Source organism: uncultured Cellulomonas sp., from assembly GCF_947494015.1.
GTDB lineage: Bacteria > Actinomycetota > Actinomycetes > Actinomycetales > Cellulomonadaceae > Pengzhenrongella.
The window spans coordinates 24,907-45,901 of record NZ_CANLTL010000014.1 but is presented as its reverse complement, the minus strand read 5'-3'; the positions used below and the strand labels follow the sequence as shown (position 1 = coordinate 45,901).

At 73.9% G+C, this 20,995-nt stretch carries 18 protein-coding genes; 16 read left to right on the top strand and 2 right to left on the bottom strand.

What is annotated here, in order from left to right:
- The first annotated feature begins 17 nt into the window (after positions 1-17).
- From Q0840_RS14990 to Q0840_RS14975, 4 genes are read left to right on the top strand one after another with little or no spacing between them, the layout of a single operon-like run.
- Positions 18-965, top strand: coding sequence for an ABC transporter ATP-binding protein (locus Q0840_RS14990; RefSeq protein WP_298460766.1), 948 nt, complete (start codon positions 18-20; stop codon positions 963-965).
- A 9-nt stretch (positions 966-974) separates the two neighbouring features.
- Positions 975-2,759, top strand: a complete 1,785-nt coding sequence (locus Q0840_RS14985) for an ABC transporter permease (protein ID WP_298460764.1) — start codon at positions 975-977, stop codon at positions 2,757-2,759.
- A complete protein-coding gene (locus Q0840_RS14980; RefSeq protein ID WP_298460762.1) occupies positions 2,756-3,040 on the top strand; it encodes a hypothetical protein in 285 nt (94 codons plus the stop codon). The genes Q0840_RS14985 and Q0840_RS14980 overlap by 4 nt, the downstream gene beginning before the upstream one ends.
- 32 nt (positions 3,041-3,072) lie before the next feature.
- Entirely contained in the window at positions 3,073-5,856 is a 2,784-nt protein-coding gene (locus Q0840_RS14975; protein WP_298460760.1) for an HAD-IC family P-type ATPase, read from the top strand.
- Positions 5,857-5,897: 41 nt separating this feature from the next.
- On the opposite strand, the gene Q0840_RS14970 is transcribed toward Q0840_RS14975, so the two are convergent.
- Positions 5,898-6,404: a GyrI-like domain-containing protein gene (locus Q0840_RS14970; RefSeq protein WP_298460759.1), complete on the bottom strand. Its 507-nt coding sequence runs from the start codon at positions 6,402-6,404 to the stop codon at positions 5,898-5,900.
- A gap of 245 nt (positions 6,405-6,649) precedes the next feature.
- Between Q0840_RS14970 and Q0840_RS14965 the strand changes: the two genes are divergently transcribed.
- From Q0840_RS14965 to Q0840_RS14955, 3 genes are all read left to right on the top strand, one after another.
- Entirely contained in the window at positions 6,650-7,525 is an 876-nt protein-coding gene (locus Q0840_RS14965; RefSeq protein WP_298460758.1) for a universal stress protein, read from the top strand.
- Between the two features lie 117 nt (positions 7,526-7,642).
- The gene (locus Q0840_RS14960; RefSeq protein ID WP_298460756.1) at positions 7,643-9,082 is read left to right on the top strand and encodes a DUF4389 domain-containing protein; all 1,440 of its coding nucleotides are present in this window, start codon (positions 7,643-7,645) and stop codon (positions 9,080-9,082) included.
- Entirely contained in the window at positions 9,066-9,935 is an 870-nt protein-coding gene (locus tag Q0840_RS14955; RefSeq protein WP_298460754.1) for a universal stress protein, read from the top strand. Before Q0840_RS14960 ends, Q0840_RS14955 begins: the two co-directional genes overlap by 17 nt.
- 47 nt (positions 9,936-9,982) lie before the next feature.
- On the opposite strand, the gene Q0840_RS14950 is transcribed toward Q0840_RS14955, so the two are convergent.
- Positions 9,983-11,032 carry an AI-2E family transporter gene (locus Q0840_RS14950; protein ID WP_298460752.1) on the bottom strand — a complete coding sequence of 350 codons (1,050 nt, stop codon included), beginning with the start codon at positions 11,030-11,032 and terminating at the stop codon, positions 9,983-9,985.
- A gap of 737 nt (positions 11,033-11,769) precedes the next feature.
- On the opposite strand from Q0840_RS14950, the gene Q0840_RS14945 reads away from it, so the two are divergent.
- The 9 genes from Q0840_RS14945 to Q0840_RS14905 all read left to right on the top strand — a co-directional run bounded on the left by Q0840_RS14945 (position 11,770) and on the right by Q0840_RS14905 (position 20,995).
- On the top strand, positions 11,770-13,152 hold the full coding sequence (locus Q0840_RS14945) for an ABC transporter substrate-binding protein (protein WP_298460750.1): 1,383 nt from the start codon (positions 11,770-11,772) through the stop codon (positions 13,150-13,152).
- A 32-nt stretch (positions 13,153-13,184) separates the two neighbouring features.
- Positions 13,185-14,159 (top strand): carbohydrate ABC transporter permease, encoded by a 975-nt coding sequence (locus Q0840_RS14940; RefSeq protein WP_298460748.1) that lies wholly within the window; start codon positions 13,185-13,187, stop codon positions 14,157-14,159.
- The gene (locus Q0840_RS14935) at positions 14,152-14,940 is read left to right on the top strand and encodes a carbohydrate ABC transporter permease (RefSeq protein WP_298460746.1); all 789 of its coding nucleotides are present in this window, start codon (positions 14,152-14,154) and stop codon (positions 14,938-14,940) included. Before Q0840_RS14940 ends, Q0840_RS14935 begins: the two co-directional genes overlap by 8 nt.
- A gap of 124 nt (positions 14,941-15,064) precedes the next feature.
- Complete coding sequence (locus Q0840_RS14930; protein ID WP_298460744.1) at positions 15,065-15,859, top strand: substrate-binding domain-containing protein; 795 nt, start codon at positions 15,065-15,067, stop codon at positions 15,857-15,859.
- A complete protein-coding gene (locus Q0840_RS14925; RefSeq protein WP_298460743.1) occupies positions 15,856-17,112 on the top strand; it encodes an ROK family transcriptional regulator in 1,257 nt (418 codons plus the stop codon). Before Q0840_RS14930 ends, Q0840_RS14925 begins: the two co-directional genes overlap by 4 nt.
- Positions 17,113-17,229: 117 nt before the next feature.
- On the top strand, positions 17,230-18,009 hold the full coding sequence (locus tag Q0840_RS14920; RefSeq protein ID WP_298460742.1) for a VOC family protein: 780 nt from the start codon (positions 17,230-17,232) through the stop codon (positions 18,007-18,009).
- Entirely contained in the window at positions 18,006-18,965 is a 960-nt protein-coding gene (locus tag Q0840_RS14915) for an aldo/keto reductase (RefSeq protein WP_298460740.1), read from the top strand. Before Q0840_RS14920 ends, Q0840_RS14915 begins: the two co-directional genes overlap by 4 nt.
- Positions 18,966-19,057: 92 nt before the next feature.
- Positions 19,058-19,516, top strand: coding sequence for a VOC family protein (locus tag Q0840_RS14910; RefSeq protein WP_298460738.1), 459 nt, complete (start codon positions 19,058-19,060; stop codon positions 19,514-19,516).
- A gap of 51 nt (positions 19,517-19,567) precedes the next feature.
- A complete protein-coding gene (locus tag Q0840_RS14905) occupies positions 19,568-20,995 on the top strand; it encodes a GH1 family beta-glucosidase (RefSeq protein ID WP_298460737.1) in 1,428 nt (475 codons plus the stop codon).

The following is a 20,995-nucleotide window of genomic DNA, read 5'->3' as shown; positions in this document are numbered from 1 at the left end:
ACGGGAGGCGGTGCGCGATGGCAGCGGTCGAGGTGGACGGGCTGCGGAAGGTCTACGGCGACCTGGTCGCCGTGGACGGGCTCTCCTTCACCATCGAGCGGGGCGAGGTCTTCGCGCTGCTCGGGCCGAACGGCGCGGGCAAGACCACGACGGTCGAGATCCTCGAGGGGCACCGCGCGCGCAGCGGCGGCTCGGTGAGGGTGCTCGGCCACGACCCGGCCGCACGGGACCCGCAGCTGCTCGCGCGGATCGGGATCGTGCTGCAGGAGGCGGGCTTCGAGGAGGAGTTCACCGTCGGTGAGCTCGTCCGGCTCTACGCGGGCATGTACCCGCGCCGGCTGCCCGTGGACGCCGTCGTCGAGCAGGTCGGCCTGGCCGACAAGCGGGACGCCCGGGTCAAGACCCTCTCGGGCGGGCAGCGCCGTCGCCTGGACCTCGCCCTGGGGCTGGTCGGGGATCCCGAGCTGCTCTTCCTCGACGAGCCCACGACCGGCTTCGACCCGTCGGCGCGCCGGCGCGCCTGGGAGCTGGTCGACGGGCTGCGCGACCTGGGCACCACGGTCCTGCTGACCACGCACTACATGGACGAGGCCGAGCACCTCGCGGACCGCGTGGCCGTGGTGGTGCACGGTCGGCTGGTCGCGCTCGGTGCTCCTGGCGAGCTCACCGGTGGGCAGCGGAGCTCGGTGGTGACGTTCCGGCTGCCGCACGACCGGATGGCGGAGCCGCTGCCGGACCTCGACGGCCTCCTGGTCGGCGACGGTCCCGAACGGCGCCTGACCACGACCGACCCGCTGCGTGCGTTGCACAGGCTGACCGGCTGGGCGCTGAGCCGCGGCATGGCGCTGACGGACCTGGGGGTGCACCGTCCCTCGCTCGAGGACGTCTACCTCCAGCTCGTCGGCGACGCGGCGGCGACACCGGCACCCGCCGGTGCGCAGGTGCCGACCGGTGCCGGACGGTAGGGCCGACCGATGCACGCCACCGCCGCGCCCGTTCCCGTCGCCGCCCCCCGGTCGCGCGCGCCCCGCCAGCTGCTCGACCAGCTCGCCCACGCCTGCGTCGGCCTGTGGAGGGCGCGTGTCGTCCTCGTCTTCACCCTCGCGCTGCCCCTGGTCTGGCTCCTCGTGATCGGCGTCCTCGCCGGCAACGCGACCGTCGAGGGTGCCGGCGGTGTGCGGCTCATGCAGTTCGTCACGCCGGTCGCCGCCGCCATGGGGGTGCTCTACGCGGCGTTCCCCACGGTCGCGATCTCGCTGACCCAGGCCCGTGAGCTGGGCACGGTCCGTCGGGTGCGGGGCACCCCCATGCCGGTGCGGGTGTTCCTCGCCGCCCGCATCGGCGCGGCCGCGGCCTACGCCCTGGCCGCCGTGACCGCCGTCCTGGCCCTGGCCGTCGTGGCGTACGACGTGCAGATCGTCTGGCGGACCGTCCCGGCGACCCTGGTCACCCTGCTCGTGGGCACGGTGTGCTTCGCGGCGATGGGCGTGGCGTTCTCCGTCCTGTCGCCGTCGACCGCCGTCGCGCAGGCCGGCTCGATCGCGACCGCGGTGGTCCTGACGTTCGTCTCGGGCATGTTCACGGTCGGGGGCACGCTGCCGACCTGGCTCGACCGGGCCGGGAGCGCACTCCCCCTCAAGCCGTTCGTCGAGGCGCTGCAGCACCAGTTCAACCCCTTCCGGGCCGGCGCCGGGTGGGAGCCCGGGGCGCTGGCGGTGATCGCCGCGTGGGGGATCGTCGCCGCCGCGGTCGCGACGCGCTGGTCCGGCCGGGTGAGGGACGACGGCAGGACGGCTCGCCGGGCCGGGCCGGTGCACCCCGGGCACCGGCCGCTCCAACCGCTCCAGCCGGTCCAACCGCCCCAGCCGCACCAGCCGCTGCGGGCCACCGGCCGACCGGACCGGGTCCGCACCCACCGGGTGCCCACCAGCCGGCCTGGCACCGGCCGGGTCGCCGCCGGCGCGCTGGTCGCCGGGCAGGTGTCCGCCGCGGTGCGCTCGACGCGCCGCGACCCCGGTGCCGTGTTCTTCGCGCTGGTCCTGCCGGTCGGCCTGTACGCCCTGATGGTCACCATGCAGGGCGCCTCGTTCGAGATCCGCCCCGGGGTCCGCTTCGCCGACGTCTTCGCCGCGAGCATGGTGACCTGGGGCACCGCGGTCACGGCGTTCATGAACGTGCCCGAGTCCGTCGCCACCGCCCGGGACCGGGGAGTGCTCAAGCGCCTGCGGGGCACCCCGTTGCGGCCGTGGCACTACCTCGCCGGTCGGACGACGGCCGGTCTCGCGCTGATCCTGGTCGTTGCTGCGTCGGTGCTGGTCGTGGGCCGCGGGGCCTACGGGGTCCGGCCCACCCTGGGTGGTCTGCTCCTCGGGCTCGGCGTGCTGGTCGTCGGGATGCTCAGCCTGGCCGCGTGCGGCTTCGCGCTCGCCGCACTCGCCCCGGACGCCGGCTCGGTCGGGGCGGTCGGGCTCGTGGTGCTGCTGCCGCTGGCGTTCTTCTCCGACGTGTTCATCAACGACGTGCCCACGTGGATGTCGCGGGTCGGTGACCTGTTCCCGCTCAAGCACCTGCAGAACGCGCTGGCCGCGGCGTGGGACCCGGCCGGCGCGTCGATCGGGTGGGTCCACGTCGGTGTGCTGCTCGCCTGGGCGCTCGGCGCCGGCCTGGTCGCCGTGCGCAGATTCCGCTGGGACGCCGCCGCGACGACCCCGGGACCGCGCCCGGGTCGGCCCGCCGACCAGCGGGAGGTGACCCCGTGACCCCGGGGGCGGGCCTGGCCGCCGCACGAGCCGCCAAGGAGCGGCTGCGCGCCCGGCTCGCGGACGACGACGGGGTCTGCGGCGTCGGTCTGGCTCGCTGCGGCGACGGCTACGAGCTGCAGGTCGCCGTGACCGGTGACGACGTCCGCGCCGCGGTGCCGCCCGCGGTCGACGGCGTCCCCGTGCGGGTCCGGGTCACCGGAGCACTGCACGCCCAGGCGCTCCCACCCCCGGCGCCCCGGCCCCACGGTGCGGAGCTCCTCAGGCATCGACGTCGATGAGGTGGAGCGGGCGCGCGGAGGACGGGACGACGATGACGACCACCAGCGAGGGGACCGGCGGCCGGGTCGCGGCCCACGCCCTGCCGTCCGCCGAGGTGGTGACGCAGCTCGGCACCGACGCCCACCGCGGCCTCGGCACGGAGGAGGCGGACCGGCGTCTGCGCACCGAGGGCGCCAACGAGCTGCCCGCCGCCCGTCGCGCCGGACCGGTGCTCCGGCTGGTCCGCCAGCTGCACGACCCGCTCATCTACGTCCTGCTGGTCGCGGGCGTCGTCACCGCCGTCCTCGGCGAGCGCGTCGACTCCGCCGTCATCTTCGGGGTCGTCGTGGTGAACGCGGTGGTCGGCGCCCTCCAGGAGTCCAAGGCGCAGGCGTCGCTCGAGGCCCTGCGGTCCATGGTGTCCGCCCGCGCGCGCGTGGTCCGCGACGGCGCCGAGCACGCCCTCGACGCCCGCGGGCTCGTGGTCGGCGACCTCGTCCTGGTCGAGGCCGGTGACCGGGTGCCGGCGGACCTGCGCGTGCTCGGGGCCACCAGGCTCGAGGCGGACGAATCGGCCCTCACGGGCGAGTCGGTCCCGGTCCCCAAGCACGACGTCGTGCTCCCGGGAACGACCGCCGTCGCCGACCGCAGCAACACGCTGTTCTCCGGGACGCTCGTCACGTCGGGCTCCGCCACCGGCGTCGTGGTCGCCACCGGCGGCGCCACCGAGCTCGGCAGCATCGACCGACTCGTCCGGTCCGCCACCGGCGTCGCCACACCGCTGACCCGGCGACTGGCCGAGTTCGGGCGGGTGCTGACCATCGCGATCCTCGCCCTCGCGGCCCTGACCTTCGCCATCGGCGTCGCGCGCGGCCGCGACGCCGCCGAGACGTTCACGGCCGCCGTCGCCCTGGCCGTCGGCGCCATCCCGGAAGGGCTCCCCGCCGCGGTGACGATCACGCTGGCGATCGGCGTCGCCCGGATGGCGCGCCGACGGGCCGTCGTCCGGCGTCTGCCCGCCGTGGAGACGCTCGGCAGCACGACGGTCATCTGCACCGACAAGACCGGCACGCTGACCCAGAACCGGATGACGGTCCGCACCGTCTGGACCCCCGGACGGACCTACACCGCCACGGGCGACGGGTACGCCGGCACCGGCCACCTGGTCGGGCCGGACGGGGCACCGGTGGTGGCACGCACGGGTGGTGCTGCCGGCCCCCCGGGCACCGCGCCCGCCGGCACCGACCACGCGCTGCACTGGTGCCTCGTGGCCGGTGTGGCGTGCAACGACGCGACCCTGGTCGCCGACGACGCGGGCGTCCACCTCCTGGGCGACCCCACCGAGGGGGCGATGCTCGCGGTCGGCGCGGCCGCCGGCCTGCGGCGCGCCGACGTCACCGCGCAGCTCCCCCGCGTCGCCACCGTCCCGTTCGACGCCGGGCGTCGCTCCATGACGACCGTGCACCGGGACGCCACCACGGGGCGCGCGGTGGCGTTCGTTAAGGGCGCCGTCGAGAGCGTCGTGGACCAGTGCGGGTGGCAGATGGCCGCCGACGGGTCGCACCGCGCGCTGGACGCCGAGGCCGCCCACGCCGCGGCCGCGGACCTCGCGTCCCGGGGCCTGCGGGTGCTGGCCACCGCCGTCGCCGGTCTGGGGGCCGGCGAGGTGACCCCCGACGTCCGCCCCGGCGCGCTCGTGCTGACCGGCTTCCAGGCCATGCTGGACCCCCCGCGTCCGGGGGCCCGGCCCGCCGTCGAGGCGTGCCTGGCCGCCGGCATCGAGGTCAAGATGATCACCGGGGACCACGCCACGACCGCACGCGCCGTCGCGCAGCAGGTCGGGCTGGTCCCGGAGACCCCCCGGCCCGGCGACGTCGTGACCGGCCCCGAGCTGGACGCGCTGGACGACGACGACCTGGTCGACGCGGTGACGCGCGCGTCGGTGCTCGCCCGGGTCAGTCCCGAGCAGAAGCTCCGGCTCGTGCGGGCCCTGCAGTCCCAGGGGCACGTGGTGGCCATGACGGGCGACGGCGTCAACGACGCCCCCGCGCTCCAGCAGGCCGACATCGGCATCGCGATGGGCGCCGGCGGGACGGACGTCGCCCAGGACGCCGCCGCCATGGTGCTGACCGACGACGACTTCGCGACCATCGAGGGGGCGGTCGAGGAGGGCCGGACGGTCTTCGACAACCTCACGAAGTTCATCGTGTGGACCCTGCCGACCAACATGGCCGAGGGGTTGGTCATCCTCGCCGCGGTCCTCGCCGGCGGGCTGCTGCCGATCCTGCCGACCCAGATCCTGTGGATCAACATGACCACGGCCGTGGCGCTGGGGCTCATGCTCGCCTTCGAGCCCACCGAGCCCGGCATCATGTCCCGTCCCCCGCGCGACCCCCGGCGTCCCCTGCTCACCAGCGACCTGACGCTGCGCACGCTCCTGGTGTCGGCCGTCCTGGTGGCGGGGACCTGGTGGCTGTTCCGGTGGGAGCTCGCGGGGGGCGCGAGCCTGGCGCAGGCGCGCACCGCGGCGGTGAACCTCTTCGTCGTCGTCGGCATCCTGTACCTGGTCAGCTGCCGGTCGCTGACGCGGGCGGTCTGGCGCCTGCACCCGTTCGGCAACCGCTGGCTGATCGTGGGTGTGACGGTCCAGCTGGTGCTCCAGCTCGCCCTGACGTACGTCCCGGCCATGAACAGGCTGTTCGGCACGGCGCCGCTGGGCGGGCCGGTCTGGCTGCGGATCGTGGGGGTCGCGCTGGTGGCCTGGGCCGTGGTCGGTGCCGACAAGCGCCTGCGGCACCCGCACCGCTCACGGCGGGCACCCCGCGGTGCCGGCTGAGACCGCGGGGACCACGTCGGCCGGCACGCCGTGCGGTGCGGTCAGCCGGCCCCGACCGCCGGGCCGGTCACCGGCAGCACGATGCGGGTGCGCCAGGTCGCGGGGTCCGGGTCGGACTCGGGTCCGGCCTCGTAGATCTCCCACGACTGGTCGAGCAGGGCGAGCTGGTGCTCGGCGACCCAGTCCTCCATGCGCGCGTAGGTGGTGGCCAGCTCCTCGTACGACCCGGCGTGCACCGCCTCGACCGCCCGCACGGCGGGGAGGTGGTCGGCGCGGAGCTCACCTCCCGGCACGGTGACGGAGCCGACCGCGTCGTCGGGCACCGGTTCCACCACAGGGAAGCCGACCTCGACGTCGACGGCCTCGCTGAGCGGGCCCCGGTACCGCGCGTACGGCGCCCCGGCCGGCACCGCGCCGAGGCGCGGCAGGATCTGCGCCACGGCGGGGACGGCGCGGGCGAACACGTCGGGGAGCCCGTCGCTGCGGACCACCTGGCGTACCCCGACCGTCGGCTGCTCGAGCCGCTCGATGAGCCTGATCTCGTCCATCTCCCTGCACCTTCCTCGCGCCGTCCCGCGTCCTCGGTGTCCCGGGTGCGCGGCTGGACCGTGCACCGGCACGAGCCCGTGGACGGCCACGGGAGCCCGTGCCGGCGACCGTAGGCGTGGGGGCCGGCACCGCGCAGGGCCGAAGGTCACGGGATCGGGACCGAAGTCCCTGACGACGGCGCCCGGTGCGGGTCGAGCCTGGAGGCGGGGCCGGACTGGCGGTCCGCGTGGACGAGGAGGTCGCCATGAACGCCGAGGGTCCTGTGGTCATCGCCGTCGACGGGTCGCCGCACAGCGACCAGACGCTCGAGTGGGGACTGCAGGAGGCGGAGCTGCGGGGGGCGCCCGTGGTGCTCGCGCGCGCCTACCAGGAGCCGCGCGAGTACACCCAGTGGAGCTGGTACCCGATCCTGGACGACCTGCACTTCGACACCGAGGCCAAGAACTACCTCGACAGCACCCTGGAGCAGGTCCGCGAACGCCGACCGGGGCTGCAGGTCACGTCCCAGCTGCTGCACGGCGCCGAGGTCCCGATGCTGCGGACGCTGAGCGAGGACGCGCGGCTGCTCGTGGTGGGGGCCCGCGGCCGCGCCGGCCGCAGCCGCATCGGCCGGGTGAGCGCCCACCTCGCCGCCCACGCTCACTGCTCGGTCGCGGTCGTCCGCGACACCGGGCACACCTCCGGACCCGTCGTGGTCGGCGTGGACGGCTCGCCGTCGTCCGTGGCGGCCGGCCGCGTCGCGGCTCGGGAGGCGAGGCTGCGTGGGACCACGCTCGTCGTCGTCCACGCTCGTCCGGCGCCCACCACGTACGGTCCGAGCGGCCTGGTCTACGTGTCGTCGCTGGGCGCACCCGGCGAGGAGGACCCGACGGCTCGTGCCGCGCACGACGTCCTTGCGGACCTGACGACCGAGCACCCGGACCTGCACACGCGGCTGGACCTGCGCGACGAGGACGCGGTGCACGCGCTGCTCCGCACGTCGGCGGACGCCGCCCTCCTGGTCGTCGGCTCCCGAGGGCTGGGCGCCTTCACCGGCATGCTGCTGGGTTCGGTGAGCAACGAGGTGGTCCGGGCCGCCGCCACCACGGTGCTCGTCGTCCACGACGAGCCCGCCCGCTGACCGGGGACCGGGCGTCGGCCGCCGCCCGCGCGGCCCGTGGGCCGTTCGTCCCTGGTCCGGGCGCCGCGGTGGTGGCAGACCTGAGGGTGACAACGACTGGCAGAGAAGGTGATCCCCATGGCGACGGCCGTCCCGTCCCTGTCGCCCGGCGCGTGGCGGTACCCGGTCCAGGTGGACGCGCAGGCGCCGCCCCGGCTCTCCCGGTGGCTGTGGCTCGTGAAGTGGCTGCTCGTCATCCCGCACCTGGTCGTGCTCGCGTTCCTGTGGGTCGGGTTCGTGGCGCTGAGCGCGGTCGCGTTCGTGGCGATCCTCGTCACCGGCCGCTACCCCCGAGGCATCTTCGACGTCAACGTCGGCATCCTGCGGTGGTCGTGGCGGGTGGCCCTGTACTCCTACGGAGCTCTCGCGACCGATCAGTACCCACCGTTCACGCTGGCGGAGGTCCCGGACTACCCCGCGCACCTGCACGTCGACTACCCCGAGCACCTGTCCCGCGGCCTCGTGCTGGTCAAGTGGTGGCTGCTGGCCCTGCCGCACTACCTCGTCGTGGCCATCCTGGTCGGCACCGGCGTGCAGACCGCCCGGGTGTCCTCCGACGTCGGCTGGCGGTGGGAGGGCGGCCTCATCGGCCTGCTGGCGATCATCGCGGCGGTCGTCCTGGCGGTGCGCGGCAGCTATCCGCGCCCGCTGTTCGACCTGCTGCTGGGGCTGCACCGCTGGGTGCTGCGGGTCACCGCCTACGCCGCCCTGATGACGGACGTGTACCCACCGTTCCGGCTGGACCCGGGTGAGCACGAGACCGCCGCGGCCGTGGTCACGACGCCGTCGACGACGTCCGAGCCGGCCATGCGACCCGCGACGTCCGAGCCGATCTCCCGTCCGACCGGGTCCGGGCCCGGTACCGGCACCGGGTCGGGCACGACCGCGCGGATGGTCGGTGGCTTCGCCCTGCTGGTGCTGGGCGCCGGGGCGTTCGTCGGTGGAGGCACCGCCGGCGTCGGCGAGCTGGCGCTGCGGGACGGCGGCTACCTGACCAGCCCCCCGCGGGACGTGGCGACCTCCGGCTACGCCGTCGAGCTCGGCGACGTGGAGATCCACGCCCCCGACCTCGGGGTGCGCTGGCTCGGGGACGTGCTCGGGGACGTCCGGGTACGCGCGACGGCACCGGACGGCACGGAGGTGTTCCTCGGGGTCGCCCCCGCCGCGGACGCCGCCGCCTACCTCGACGGGGTCGCCTACACCCGGCTCGTCGGCGAGACCGGCCGCGCGGTCGAGCACGCCGGGCAGGCCCCGGCCGCGCCGCCCGAGGCGGTCGACCTCTGGGTCGCCCGGTCCGTCGGGACGGGCACGCAGGAGGTGACGGTGTCGCCGCGCAACGGCACCTGGGTCGCGGTCGTCATGCCGGCCGACGCCGGCGCCGGCCTGACGGCCCAGGTCGACGTCGGGGCGCGCGTCCCCTGGCTGCCGGCAGCCGCCGCGGTCGGCCTGCTGCTCGGGCTCGGGCTGATCGGCGCCGGTGCGTGGCTGGTGGGCAGGCCCGATGTCCACCCCGCATGACGTCCTGTCCCGACGTCCGGTGGTCGTCGGCGTCGACGGCACCGACGCGGGCCTGCTCGCCGTGGACGTCGCCGTGGCGGAGGCGCACCGTCGGGGACGTCCGCTGGACGTCGTGCACGCGTTCATCTGGCCGCTGTTCCGCGTCTCACTGGACCCGCCGCCCGGGGCGCCCGCGTCTGCGGGGCTGCGCAACGGAGCGCAGGACATCGTGGACCAGGGGGTCGAGCGCGCCCGCCAGGTCGAGCCGCACGTCCCCGTCCACGGCCACGTCGTGACGGGGCGCACCCTGGACGTGCTGGTGGACCGCTCGCACGGCGCCGCGCTGGTCGTGATCGCGGACCGGGGGCTCGGTCCCGTCACGGGGCTGGTGGTCGGGTCGGTGGCGGTCGGCCTGGCCGCCTACGGCCGGTGCCCGGTGCTCGTGGTCCGCGGCGACGCGCACGCCGAGGGACCCGTCGTGGTGGGCGTCGACGGCTCGCCGGCCAACGTCCCGGCACTCGACCACGCGCTGGACGCCGCCGCGCTGCGCGGTGTCCCGCTGCGCGCCGTCTACGCGCGCCGCGGCCCGTCCGGTCCCGCCGTCGACGACGCAGGTGCGGTGGCGCACCGCGTCACCGCCTGGATCGCCCAACGGCGGCAGGGCCGTCCCGACGTCCCGGTCGAGCCGGTCGTGGTCGACGGCGACCCACGGCGGGTCCTGCTCGACGCCAGCGCGCATGCCGGTCTGCTCGTCGTCGGGTCCCGCGGCCGCGGGGGGTTCGCGGGGCTGCTGCTGGGGTCGGTCAGCCAGGCCGTCCTGCACCACGCCGCCTGCCCCGTGACCGTCGTCCCCGCGCCGCGCCCGAGCCGCTGAGGTCGCGCGGCACGCGTCAGCTCGCGAGGACCGGCACGTCGCCGTGCCTACGGCGGCGCTGCCCCGTCGCCGCCGTGGGCGGGCACGTCCGAGGGGTCGCGCAGCCGCGTGAACACGGCCCAGGCGGTGGCGACGACGGGGACCGCCAGGACCGCACCGAGGATCCCGGCGACCAGGGCGCCGATCGTCACGGCCAGCGCGATGACCACGGGGTGGATGCGCACGGCCCGCGCCATCACCAGGGGCTCGAGCAGGTGGCCCTCGATCTGCCCGATCAGGGCGATGCCGATCCCGACCACCAGCGCGCTGACCGGACCGTTGGCGACGAGCGCCACCACCATCGCGATGAGCATCGCGGCGGGCGCACCGACCAACGGGATCAGCGCCCCGATGAAGACGAGCACGGCCAGCGGGACGGCCAGCGGCACGCCGAGGACGAGCAGGAGGATCACCGCGAGCACCGCGTCGACCAGCGCGATGACGACCGTGCCGGCCGTGTACCCGGAGAACGCCGACCACGCCGCCTCGCCGCCGGCCCGCCACGTCTCGCCGACGTCGGACGGGAGCTGGTCCAGGAACCAGCCCCACATCTGACCGCCGCGCGCCAGGAAGAAGACCGTGAGGAAGAGCGCCAGGGCGAGCGTCGTCAGCACCAGGCCGGCCGTGCCCAGACCCGACATCACGCGTGCCACGACGACGTCCTGGTGCTCGCGCACCCACGCCATGGCCCGCTGCGTCCAGGACTCGACCTCGTCCTCGGGCAGCGGCACGGGCAGCGACTCCTGCCGCACCCAGCGCGCCAGGTCGGACAGGGAGTCGTCGAGCTGTCCCTCCAGGGTGTCCCACTGACCGACGGCGGACGTGACGACGAACGTCACCGCCACCGCCACGACGAGGACCCCGCTGAGCAGGGCGAGGGCTGTCGCCAGGCCGCGCGGCACCCGACGGGCCAGGACCCCGACGAGCGGCAGCATGACGGCGGTGAAGACGAGCGCCAGGAACACGGCCACCAGGGCGAGGAGCACCTTGTCGACCGCCCAGACGACGAGCGCGAGCGCCGCGACCGCGACAATCAGCCGCCAGGACCACGCCGCCACCCCGTGCAGCCAGTCGGGGGCCGAGGGCCGACCGCGGCGCGCACGCGGCGCGGCGACCGTTCCCGCCGACCGGTCGTTGCGGGACGCGCCCCCCACCGCCGGCGCACCGACCCGGGTCTTGCGGGTCCGTGGACCGGTGCGAGCGGCACCCGCTGATCGCACCGGCGCACCACCCTTCCTCCGAGAGCCACGAGGACGTCCCACCCGACGAGCGGTCACCGCCGTCCTGCGCGTCACCCCACGATGACCCATGGTTCGCCCCGCCGCGATTCGCGGCCGCCGGACGCGGCGGCTCGCTACGGGGGTGTGTACCCGGCCACGCCGACGGTCAGGGCGGCGCCGGTCCCGTCCGGGTCGGTGGCGAACACGAGCACCGCCTCCCGGCGGCTGCCGGGCGGCACGTACGCGACCGTGGCAGCCGCCGACTCCAGCAGCGTGCCGCCGCGAGTGATCGAGCCGGTGATGCGTGCGCTCTCAGCCGTGCGGCGCCGGCGGGCAGATGGGCCGGACCTGCCGGGCCGTCGCGCCGGCTGCGCGCCAGCCGACCGGCCGACGTGAGCCCGGCGCCGTACGCGCCCGACGCCCGGGTGGCGCACTCAAATTAATAAATGTACGTAAGTACTTGAGCAGAGGCCCGCGGCTGGGTAGTGTCGCCGCGACGCCCCGACGCCGAGGTCGCAGACGGCCAGCCCGGTGGCGAGCGGACACCACACGACGAAGTGATGGAAGGAACCCCCATGACCAGATCCAGGCACCTGCGTGCGGTCGGGCTCGCGGCTGCGATCTCGCTCGGGCTCGCCGCATGCGGCTCGGGCAGCGACGGCGCGGCCGACGCCTCCGTCGAGCCGGCCGACTCCGGGGAGGTGACGTGGTGGGGCTGGACGCCGGACACCCCCGTCGCCGAGCGCTACATCGCGGAGTTCAACAAGGAGTACCCGGACATCGAGGTCACGTACCGCAACTTCGAGAACGTCGACTTCCGCACCACGCTGACGCCCGCGCTGGACTCCGGCGAGGGCCCGGACGTGTTCGACCTGTCCGCCGCGGGCGGGTCCCCGGACACGTGGGGCGGCTACGCCGTGGACCTCGAGCCGCTCGCGCAGGAGGAGCTGGGCGACGACTGGGAGTCCTCGTTCGCCGGCGGCTACGTCGACCAGCTGCGGGACTCCGAGGGCCGCCTCGTCTCGCTCCCCCTCGGCGGCATGTCGGCCGGATTCCTCTGGTACAACCAGGACCTGTTCGACCAGGCAGGCGCCGAGGTCCCGACGGACTACGACTCGTGGGTCGAGGCCTGCGGGAAGATCGCGGCGATCGGCAAGACCTGCCTGGCGATGGGTGCGGGCGGCGCGGACACCTTCCCGTCGGAGCTCTACCACGCGATCGCGAACTCGGTGGATCCCGAGTTCTTCATCGAGGCGGCCACCGGCCAGGCGAAGTGGGACGACCCCCAGGGCGTCGAGGTGCTGCAGATCATCCGCGACATGCGCGACGACGGCATCATCGCCGCCAACGCGCTCGACGCGCCGCAGTACCCGCTCGCCAACGAGGAGTTCATGCGCGGCGACGCCGCCATGGTCCAGATGGGCTTCTGGTACACCCAGTACGCCGGCGCGGAGTCGTGCAAGGCCTCCATGGAGGCCGCCGGTGTCAGCGACCCCACCTGCTTCGTGCAGGTGCCCACCCCGATGCCCGACGTCGCCGGCGAGGGCAACGGGTCGCAGTACTTCGGCGAGGTCGACTACGGCCTGGCGATCAACGCCGACTCGCCCAACATCGCCGCGGCGAAGACGTTCGTCTCCTGGATGACCATGTCCGAGGCGGGCCAGCAGAACGTGGCGAACGCGCTCGACCTGCTCCCGGCGCTGCAGGGTGTCGCACCGGACTGGTCGGGCATCTCGCTGGTGGCCGACGACGTGCAGCGCCCGGCCATCGAGGAGCTCCTCGCCGAGAGCACCGAGACGACCCAGTCGCGGCAGTGGCAGACGACGGAGACGACGCTCGACGCCATGGTGCTCGCCATCCAGCAGGTGCTCGACCCCAGCTCCGACCGTCCGATCGAGGAGATCGCCGCCGAGATGCAGGCCGCGGCCGAGCCCAGCTCGGTCGGCGTGGACGGCTGACAGCACCCCCACCACCGAACGGACACCTTCGCATGGTCACGACCACCGTCCCGGTCACCGTGGGACCAGCGCGACCCCGTCGAGGCGGAGCACCGGGTGGGCACCGCGGTCGCGGCGCCCACCTCGTGCCCGGCGGGCTGCGCTGGATCCTGCCCGGCTTCGTCCTGTCGGTCGGGCTGATCTACTACAGCATCGGGTACTCCGGATACCTGTCCTTCTTCGACTGGGGCGGTGGCCGTCGCGCGATGACCCCGGTCGGCGCCGACAACTACGTCGAGGCGTTCTCCGACCCCGTCTTCTGGACGGCCATCCGCAACACCGCCGTCTTCTTCGTCGCGGTGTTCGCGGTCCAGGTGGTCGGCGGTGTGCTGTTCGCCGCGGCCATGCACTCGAAGATCTACCTCGCGAACCTCTACAAGGTCATCATCGTCATCCCGGTGGTCGTGGCCCCCGCGACGCTGGCCCCGGCACACATCCAGGTGTGGCAGACCGATGGCACCCTCAACCGGATCCTCGACGCCGTCGGGCTGGACGTCCTGGTCCAGGGCTGGCTGGGCCAGTCGACCACCTCGCTGCTGGTGATCACCGTGGTCGGCTGCTGGGGCTCGGTCGGCTTCGGCTTCATCCTCTTCTACGCCGGCATGGCTCAGATCGATCCCGAGATCCTCGAGGCCGCCCGGATCGACGGCGGTGGCAACCTGCGGATCCTGTACTCCATCGTGCTGCCCAGCCTGCGACCGACCACCTTCTCGCTGGCGATCCTGAACTTCATCACCGCCCTGAAGCTCTTCGACACCGTCTGGCTGATCACCCAGGGCGGGCCGGCGCACTCCTCGGAGTTCCTCGGCACGATGATCTACAGCGAGGTCGCGGCGTCGTCGCGCAACCTCGGCTACGCCAGCGCCCTGTCCATGATCCTGCTCGTCGTCGCGGTGGTCACCTCGGTGCTCATCCAGCGACGCAGCCGCGAACGCACACCCGTGGAGGCGACGGTGGCCCGTGTTTGAGACCCGCACCCTGAGGTCCCGCCTGCTCCTGCAGCTCGTGGTGACGCTCGCCGTCGTCCCCTTCGTCATCCCGCTGTACGCGATGGTGTCCCGGTCGTTCACCGGTGCCGGCTGGGGCAACTACACCGCGGTCCTCGCCGTCCCTGGGTTCGCACGGTTCTTCCTGAACTCGGCGATCGTCGCCGGCGCGTCGGTGGTGATCATCTACCTCGCCACGCTGATGGCCGCCTTCGGGTTCTCCAAGCTGCGGGTCAAGCGCAAGGAGGTCCTCTTCTGGATGATGATGGCCGCGCTCACGCTGCCGGAGGTCGTGCTGATCGCACCCCTGTACGCCACGGCGGTCCGGCTGGGGCTCCTCGGCACGTTCTGGTCGGTCATCCTGCCGATCGCCGCGCTCCAGATCCCGTTCACGGTCCTCATCGCCCGCGGCTACGTCGACGGCATCCCGGACACCCTGTTCGAGGCCGCTCGGCTGGACGGCGCCAACACCTGGCGGATGTTCTGGAACATCCTGGTGCCGCTGGCCCGGCCCATCGCGGTCGCGCTGATCATCCTCGTGCTGATCAACGCGTGGAACGCCTACCTGCTGCCGAAGGTGTTCCTGATCGACCAGGACATGGGGGTGGTCACGATGCTGCCGGAGTTCTTCCGCCGCCAGTACAACGACGACACCCCGAAGATCCTCGCCGCGGCGGTCGTCACCGCCCTGCCCACGGTGATCGCCTACGTCTCGCTCCAGAAGCACTTCGAGCGCGGCATGGCCGCCGGGGCCATCAAGTAGCGTGCCCGCACCATCGGGTGACGGCCGTGGGACGGCGCCGCACGTGGATCCGGACGGACGACGACGAGACGCACGACGAGAAGCGACGGGGGGTGGAGGCGTGGATCAGCGAGAGGACGCCACCATGAGCGCGATCGGGCTCGCGGTGCGCGCCAGCAGCATGGAGGACCACTTCGTCACGACGCTCGTCGGCGCCCTCGCCGACCGCCTGATCGCGGCCCGCATGATGCTCGTCACCCGGGTCGTGGCCGACGACGCCGCCGAGGACCACCTCTACCGGCACTGGGCGCAGGTGGGCGGCGTGGCCGGCGTCGCGCTCCTGGGCACCCGGCCCGACGACGCGCGGGTCCGGCGCCTGCGCACGCTCGGGTACCCGGTCGCAGCAGTCGTCGACACCCTCCAGACGGACGACGTGCCGTCCGTCGTCGTCGACCTCGAGGCCTCGGTCGCAGCGCTGCGGGCCTTCCTGGCCGGCCGACGCCACGGCCGCGCGGTCTACGTCGTCGCCCACGAGGACCAGGACTCCGCCCCCGCACGGTCGGTGCTCGAGAGCACGGCGATGGGTGACTCGTTCGAGGTCGTCCACGCGCCGCCCGGTGTGGACGCCGCCGTCGCGGCGGCGCTCGCCGCCCTGGCGGCGGGGCCGGCGACGCTGGTGTTCCACAGCGACGTCCACGCGGCTGCCGCGCTGTCGGCCCTGCGGGCGCGCGGCGTGCGGGTGCCCGACGACGTCGCCATCGTCTCCTGGACCAACTCCACCCTGTGCCAGAGCACGAACCCGTCGATCACCGCGGTCAACCGCCGTGGTGCCGAGATCGGCGCCCTGCTGGGAGACCGCATGCTCGGCGCCCTGACGGGCGACACCGCGACGATCGACCGCGCGCCCGAGCCCTTCGTCGTTGTCGGGGAGACCGCATGAGCGCCCTGCGACGGCTCGGGCCGTCCTCGGAGAACACCCGTAGCGCGATTCTGGACCTGGTCCGGTCGGGCGGGACGGTCAGCCGCATCGAGCTCGCCGAGATTTCGGGGCTGACCCCGGCGTCCATCACCCGCATCGTGAAGTCCCTCCTCGACGAGGGCCTCCTGGTCGAGACGGGCTTCGGCGACCCGACCGGCGGCAAGCGGCGCAGCCTGCTGGAGCTCAACCTCCGGGCCCGCTACGCGGTCGGCATCTCGCTGGACGTCGCCCGGTTGACCTACGTGGTGGCGGACCTGGGCGGCACCGTGGTCGGGCAGCTCATCTCCCCCGGCATCGGTCAGGCCGCACCGAGCGTGACGATCCCGCGGATCGCCGACGAGCTCCGGGTGCTGTTCCGCCAGCTCGACCTGCCCACCGAGGCCATCGTCGGTGTCGGCGTGGCCGGCGCCGGCCTCGACCTCGGTGCGGGGACGGCGGGCTGGTCAGCCACCACGGACGAGTGGGACTCCTTCTCCGTCCAGGAGGCGCTCCAGCAGCGGATCGGCCTGCCCGTCGTGCGTGACAACGACGCCGCGTGCGCTGCCCTGGGGCAGTACTGGGCGGGTCGGATCCCCGCGACGCAGGACTTCGCCACGGTGTACATGTCCAAGGGATTCGGCATGGGCATGATGGTCGCCGGGGGCGTGAGCCGTGGGGCGTCGTCGAACGTCGGCGAGCTGGGGCACATGGTCCTCGATCTGGGCGGGCCGCCGTGCTGGTGCGGCTCGCGCGGCTGTCTGGAGATCCTGGCCGCTCCGCAGGCCGTCGTCGGGCGGGCGATGTCCGTCCCCGGCCTGGCCGTCGAGCTAGGGCTTCGTGGGGACGAGGAACACCTGCGTGAGGACTTCGACGCCATCGCACGCGCGGCGGCGGGTGGCCGGGAACCGGCGCTGACGCTCATCGAGGACTCGGCGCGGATCGTCGCCACGGCCCTGCTCTCGGTGGTCAACCTGCTGGATCTGGACCTGCTCTACCTGGCCGGTCCCGGGTTCGCCGACGCCGGCGCGATCTACGTACGGTGCATCCGCGCCGACCTGGCGCGGCTGGCCCGCACCCGAGGCGTCCACGCGGTCACCGTCGAGCTCGCCAACCCTGGCGTCGATGCCGCCGCGGTGGGGGCGGCGGCGCTGGCGCTCCAGTACGTGCTCATGCCGCACGCGCGGGCCGGCCGGACGTTCGGATCGGGCACGCCGATGGCTCTCGCGTCGCCGTAGACGGAGGAACCGGCGGGCGGCGTCTCGCCCGAGCAACTTTCTAACATTAGATACTATAGTTACGCCGGATCCGCCGCGACGACGCGCTGATCCACGACCCAGAAGGGACCACAGTCCGTGGCCATCCGCTCTGTCCTCCTGCACGCCGCCGACGTCCGGCGCTCCGCGGCCTTCTACGTCACCCATCTCGGCCTCGAGCCGGTGGAGGTCACCGACGACGGCGCCGTCCTGGACGCTGTCACGGCCCGGCTGCGGATCGCGCGCCTCGACCCGGCAGCCGGCGCCGAGCCGTCGACCTTCGTGCCCGACGACCTGCAGCGGGGATTCCGGCACATCGGCTTCAAGGTCGCGGACCTCGACGTGCGCGCAGCGCGGCTGCGTGCGGCCGGCGTGCCGTTCCACCTGGAGCCGCTGGACGCCGAGGGCGAGGTCCGGCTGACTTTCGTCCTCGATCCTGACGGCACCATGGTGGAGCTGGTCGAGGGCCCGCTGCGGTACCACGAGGTTCACGACCGCGGCCTCGTCGAGCGGGACTGGGCGCTCGGGACTCCGGAGCGCCCGCGCTTCGACCACGTCGGTGAGACCGTGGCCGACCTGGCCGTGACGCAGGACTACTTCGCCCGACTCGGGTACCGCACCATGGCCGGCATCCACCAACCGGGCGATGACCGCGGCTTCGAGATCACCTTCCTGCGCGACGGCGACAGCTCGCTGGAGATCTTCACGTTCGACCGGGCCGAGAAGGTGTCCCGCACACCGCAGCTGTCCGCCCCCGGCTTCGTCGCCGTCGAGCTGGACGGGCACGCGCCCGAGGGGGCGCAGCCCGTCGGGTCGGCCTTCGAGACCGAGCTCATCAGCGACCCCGACGGCCTCGTGCACGCGGTGACCGGCCGATGACCGGCCGGTGGGCGATGAACACGCTGGGCTCGACCGGGGTGCGCGTCAGTCCGGTCACCCTGGGCGGCGCCCCGCTGGGCAGCATGCCGGAGAACTTCGGCTACGCCGTCGCCGAGCGCGACGCGGTCGACCTGGTCCGCGCGGTGCTGGACAGCGACATCCGCACGATCGACACGGCCAACGGCTACTCCGGGGGTCGGAGCGAGGAGCGCATCGGGCGCGCGATCGCGCAGTACGGCGGGCTGCCCGACGACGTCGTCGTGATCACCAAGGTGGACCCCCGCGACGGCGACTACAGCGGGGAGCGGGTGCGGCGATCGCTGGCCGAGAGCGCCGACCGGCTCGGTCTCGCGCCGCTGCCGGTCGTGCACCTGCACGACCCGGAGTTCCACGACTTCGACCGGATGACGGCTCCCGGCGGAGCGGTCGACGCGCTGGTCGAGGCCCGTGCCCGGGGCGACGTCGGGCACATCGGTCTCGCGGGGGGCGACGTGCACCAGATGGCTCGCTACCTCGAGCTCGGCGTGTTCGAGGTGCTCCTGGTGCACAACCGGTGGACGCTCGTCGACCGCAGCGCCGGAGACCTGATCGCCCGCGCGGCGGAGCTCGGCCTGGGCATCGTCAACGCCGCCGTGCTCGGCGGCGGGATCCTCGCCGATCCGAGCGGGACCAGCCGCACCTACGGCTACCGCCCGGCGTCACCGGCGACCCTCGCCGCGATCGACGCGATGCGGGTCGTGTGTCGCGAGTGGGGCACCGACCTCGCCACGGCCGCCATCCGGTTCTCCACCCGCGATCCACGCTTCAGCTCGACGGTCATCGGCATCAGCAAGGCCCACCGGCTGGCGTCGACGGTCGCGGCCGCGACCGTCGAGCTGCCCTCCGAGTTCTGGGACAGGCTCGAGGACCTGGTGCCCTCCCCCGACAACTGGCTCGACGCCGAGCCTGCTTCCTGACCCGACGCCCCACCGGGCTGGGCGCGCCGCGCCGAGCCGCACAGTCCTGCCCGCCTCAGCGCGGGCACCCCGACCGTCCGAGAGGCAGCCCCATGCGCACCCCCGTCCCGCTCACCGGATTCATCCAGGTCGCGGTCGTCGTCGACGACCTCGAGCAGGCGATCGACGCCTGGTGCGAGCTCCTCGGCGCCCCGCGTCCCGACGTCCGGGTCACCGGACCGACGCCGAACCCGCAGGAGACGTACCGGGGCGAGACCGCCGCCTACGGCCTGAAGTTCGCCGTCATCGAGTGCCCCGAGCGCGGCTTCGTCGTCGAGCTGCACGAGCCCGACGAGAACCCGTCGACGTTCCGGGAGTTCCTGGACCGGCACGGCAACGGTGTGCACCACATCGGGTTCCAGGTCGGCGACGCGCGCGACGCCGTGATCGGCGAGCTCGAGGAGCTGGGCTACGCGATGCGCACGGTCGGGAGGTACGACGACGGCAGCTGGACGGTCGTCGACTCCGAGGACCGGCTCGGCGTGAACCTCAACATCAAGCCGCACCCCTGACCGAGCCGGTCACCCCGCTCACCCACCACCACCCCGAGGAGGCGTCCGCCTGTGACCGCCCACCGCAGCCACTTCCCGCCCGAGTTCGTCTGGGGCACCGCCACCGCCTCGTTCCAGATCGAGGGCGCCACCGACGCCGACGGACGCGGGCCGAGCATCTGGGACGCGTTCGCGCGGGTGCCCGGGGCGATCGCCGACGGCGCCACCGGAGAGCCGGCGGACGACCACTACCGGCGGTTCCGCGACGACGTGGCCCTGATGGCCGACCTCGGGGTGACCGCGTACCGGTTCTCCGTGGCCTGGCCGCGCATCCAACCCGACGGCACCGGACCGACGAACGCCGCGGGGATGGCGTTCTACCGGGAGCTGAGCGAGACCCTGCTGGCGCACGGGATCACGCCGTGGGCCACGCTCTACCACTGGGACCTCCCGCAGTCGCTGGAGGACCGTGACGGCTGGCTGGAGCGGGACACCGCGCAGCGGTTCGGCGAGTACGCCGGCCTCGTCGCGGACGGTCTGGGCGACGTCGTCGACCACTGGATCACGCTGAACGAGCCCTGGTGCTCGTCGTTCCTCGGGTACGGCTCCGGTGTCCATGCCCCCGGCCGCCAGGTCGGGGCCCGGTCGGCCCAGGCGGCCCACCACCTCCTGCTCGGCCACGGCCTGGGCGTGCAGGCACTGCGGGCGGCACGCCCGCGGGCGACGGTCGGCCTGACCCTCAACCTGTACTCGGTGCAGCCGGCGAGCCAGAGCCCGGCCGACCTGGATGCGGCCCGGCGCATCGACGGGCTGAGCAACCGCTTCTTCCTCGAGCCCGTGCTGACCGGCGCGTACCCGCAGGACGTCCTGGCGGACCTCGGCCAGACCCGGTGGTTCGAGGAGGTCTCCGCGGACACCGCCGTGATCGCCGCTCCCCTGGACTTCCTCGGCATCAACTACTACAGCCGTCATGTGGTCGCCGACCCGCCGCTGGGCGCGACCGTCCTGGGCGGCCCGGCGGGTCCGGCCTACCCCGGCAGCGAGACGGTGCAGATGGTGGACACCGGTGCGCCGCGCACGTTCATGGGCTGGCCCATCCACCCCGAGGGCATGGTCGACGTGCTCCAGATGGCGCACGCCCTCCGGCCGGACCTGCCGCTGTACATCACCGAGAACGGCTCGGCGTACCCCGACGTCGTCGTCGACGGCGCGGTGGAGGACGAGGACCGGCGCCGCTACCTCGAGCAGCACGTCCTGGCCTGCTCCGCGGCGCTGCAGCAGGGGCTGCCGCTGCGTGGCTACTTCGCCTGGAGCCTGATGGACAACTTCGAGTGGGCCTGGGGCTACTCCCGGCGGTTCGGCCTCGTCCACGTCGACTACGACACCCAGCAGCGCACCGTCAAGCGCAGTGGACGGTGGTTCGCGTCGTTCCTCGGGGGCAGCCTGGCCGACGCCGCATCCCCCGCCACCCCCCTCGCACCCACCACCGAGCAGGAGTAG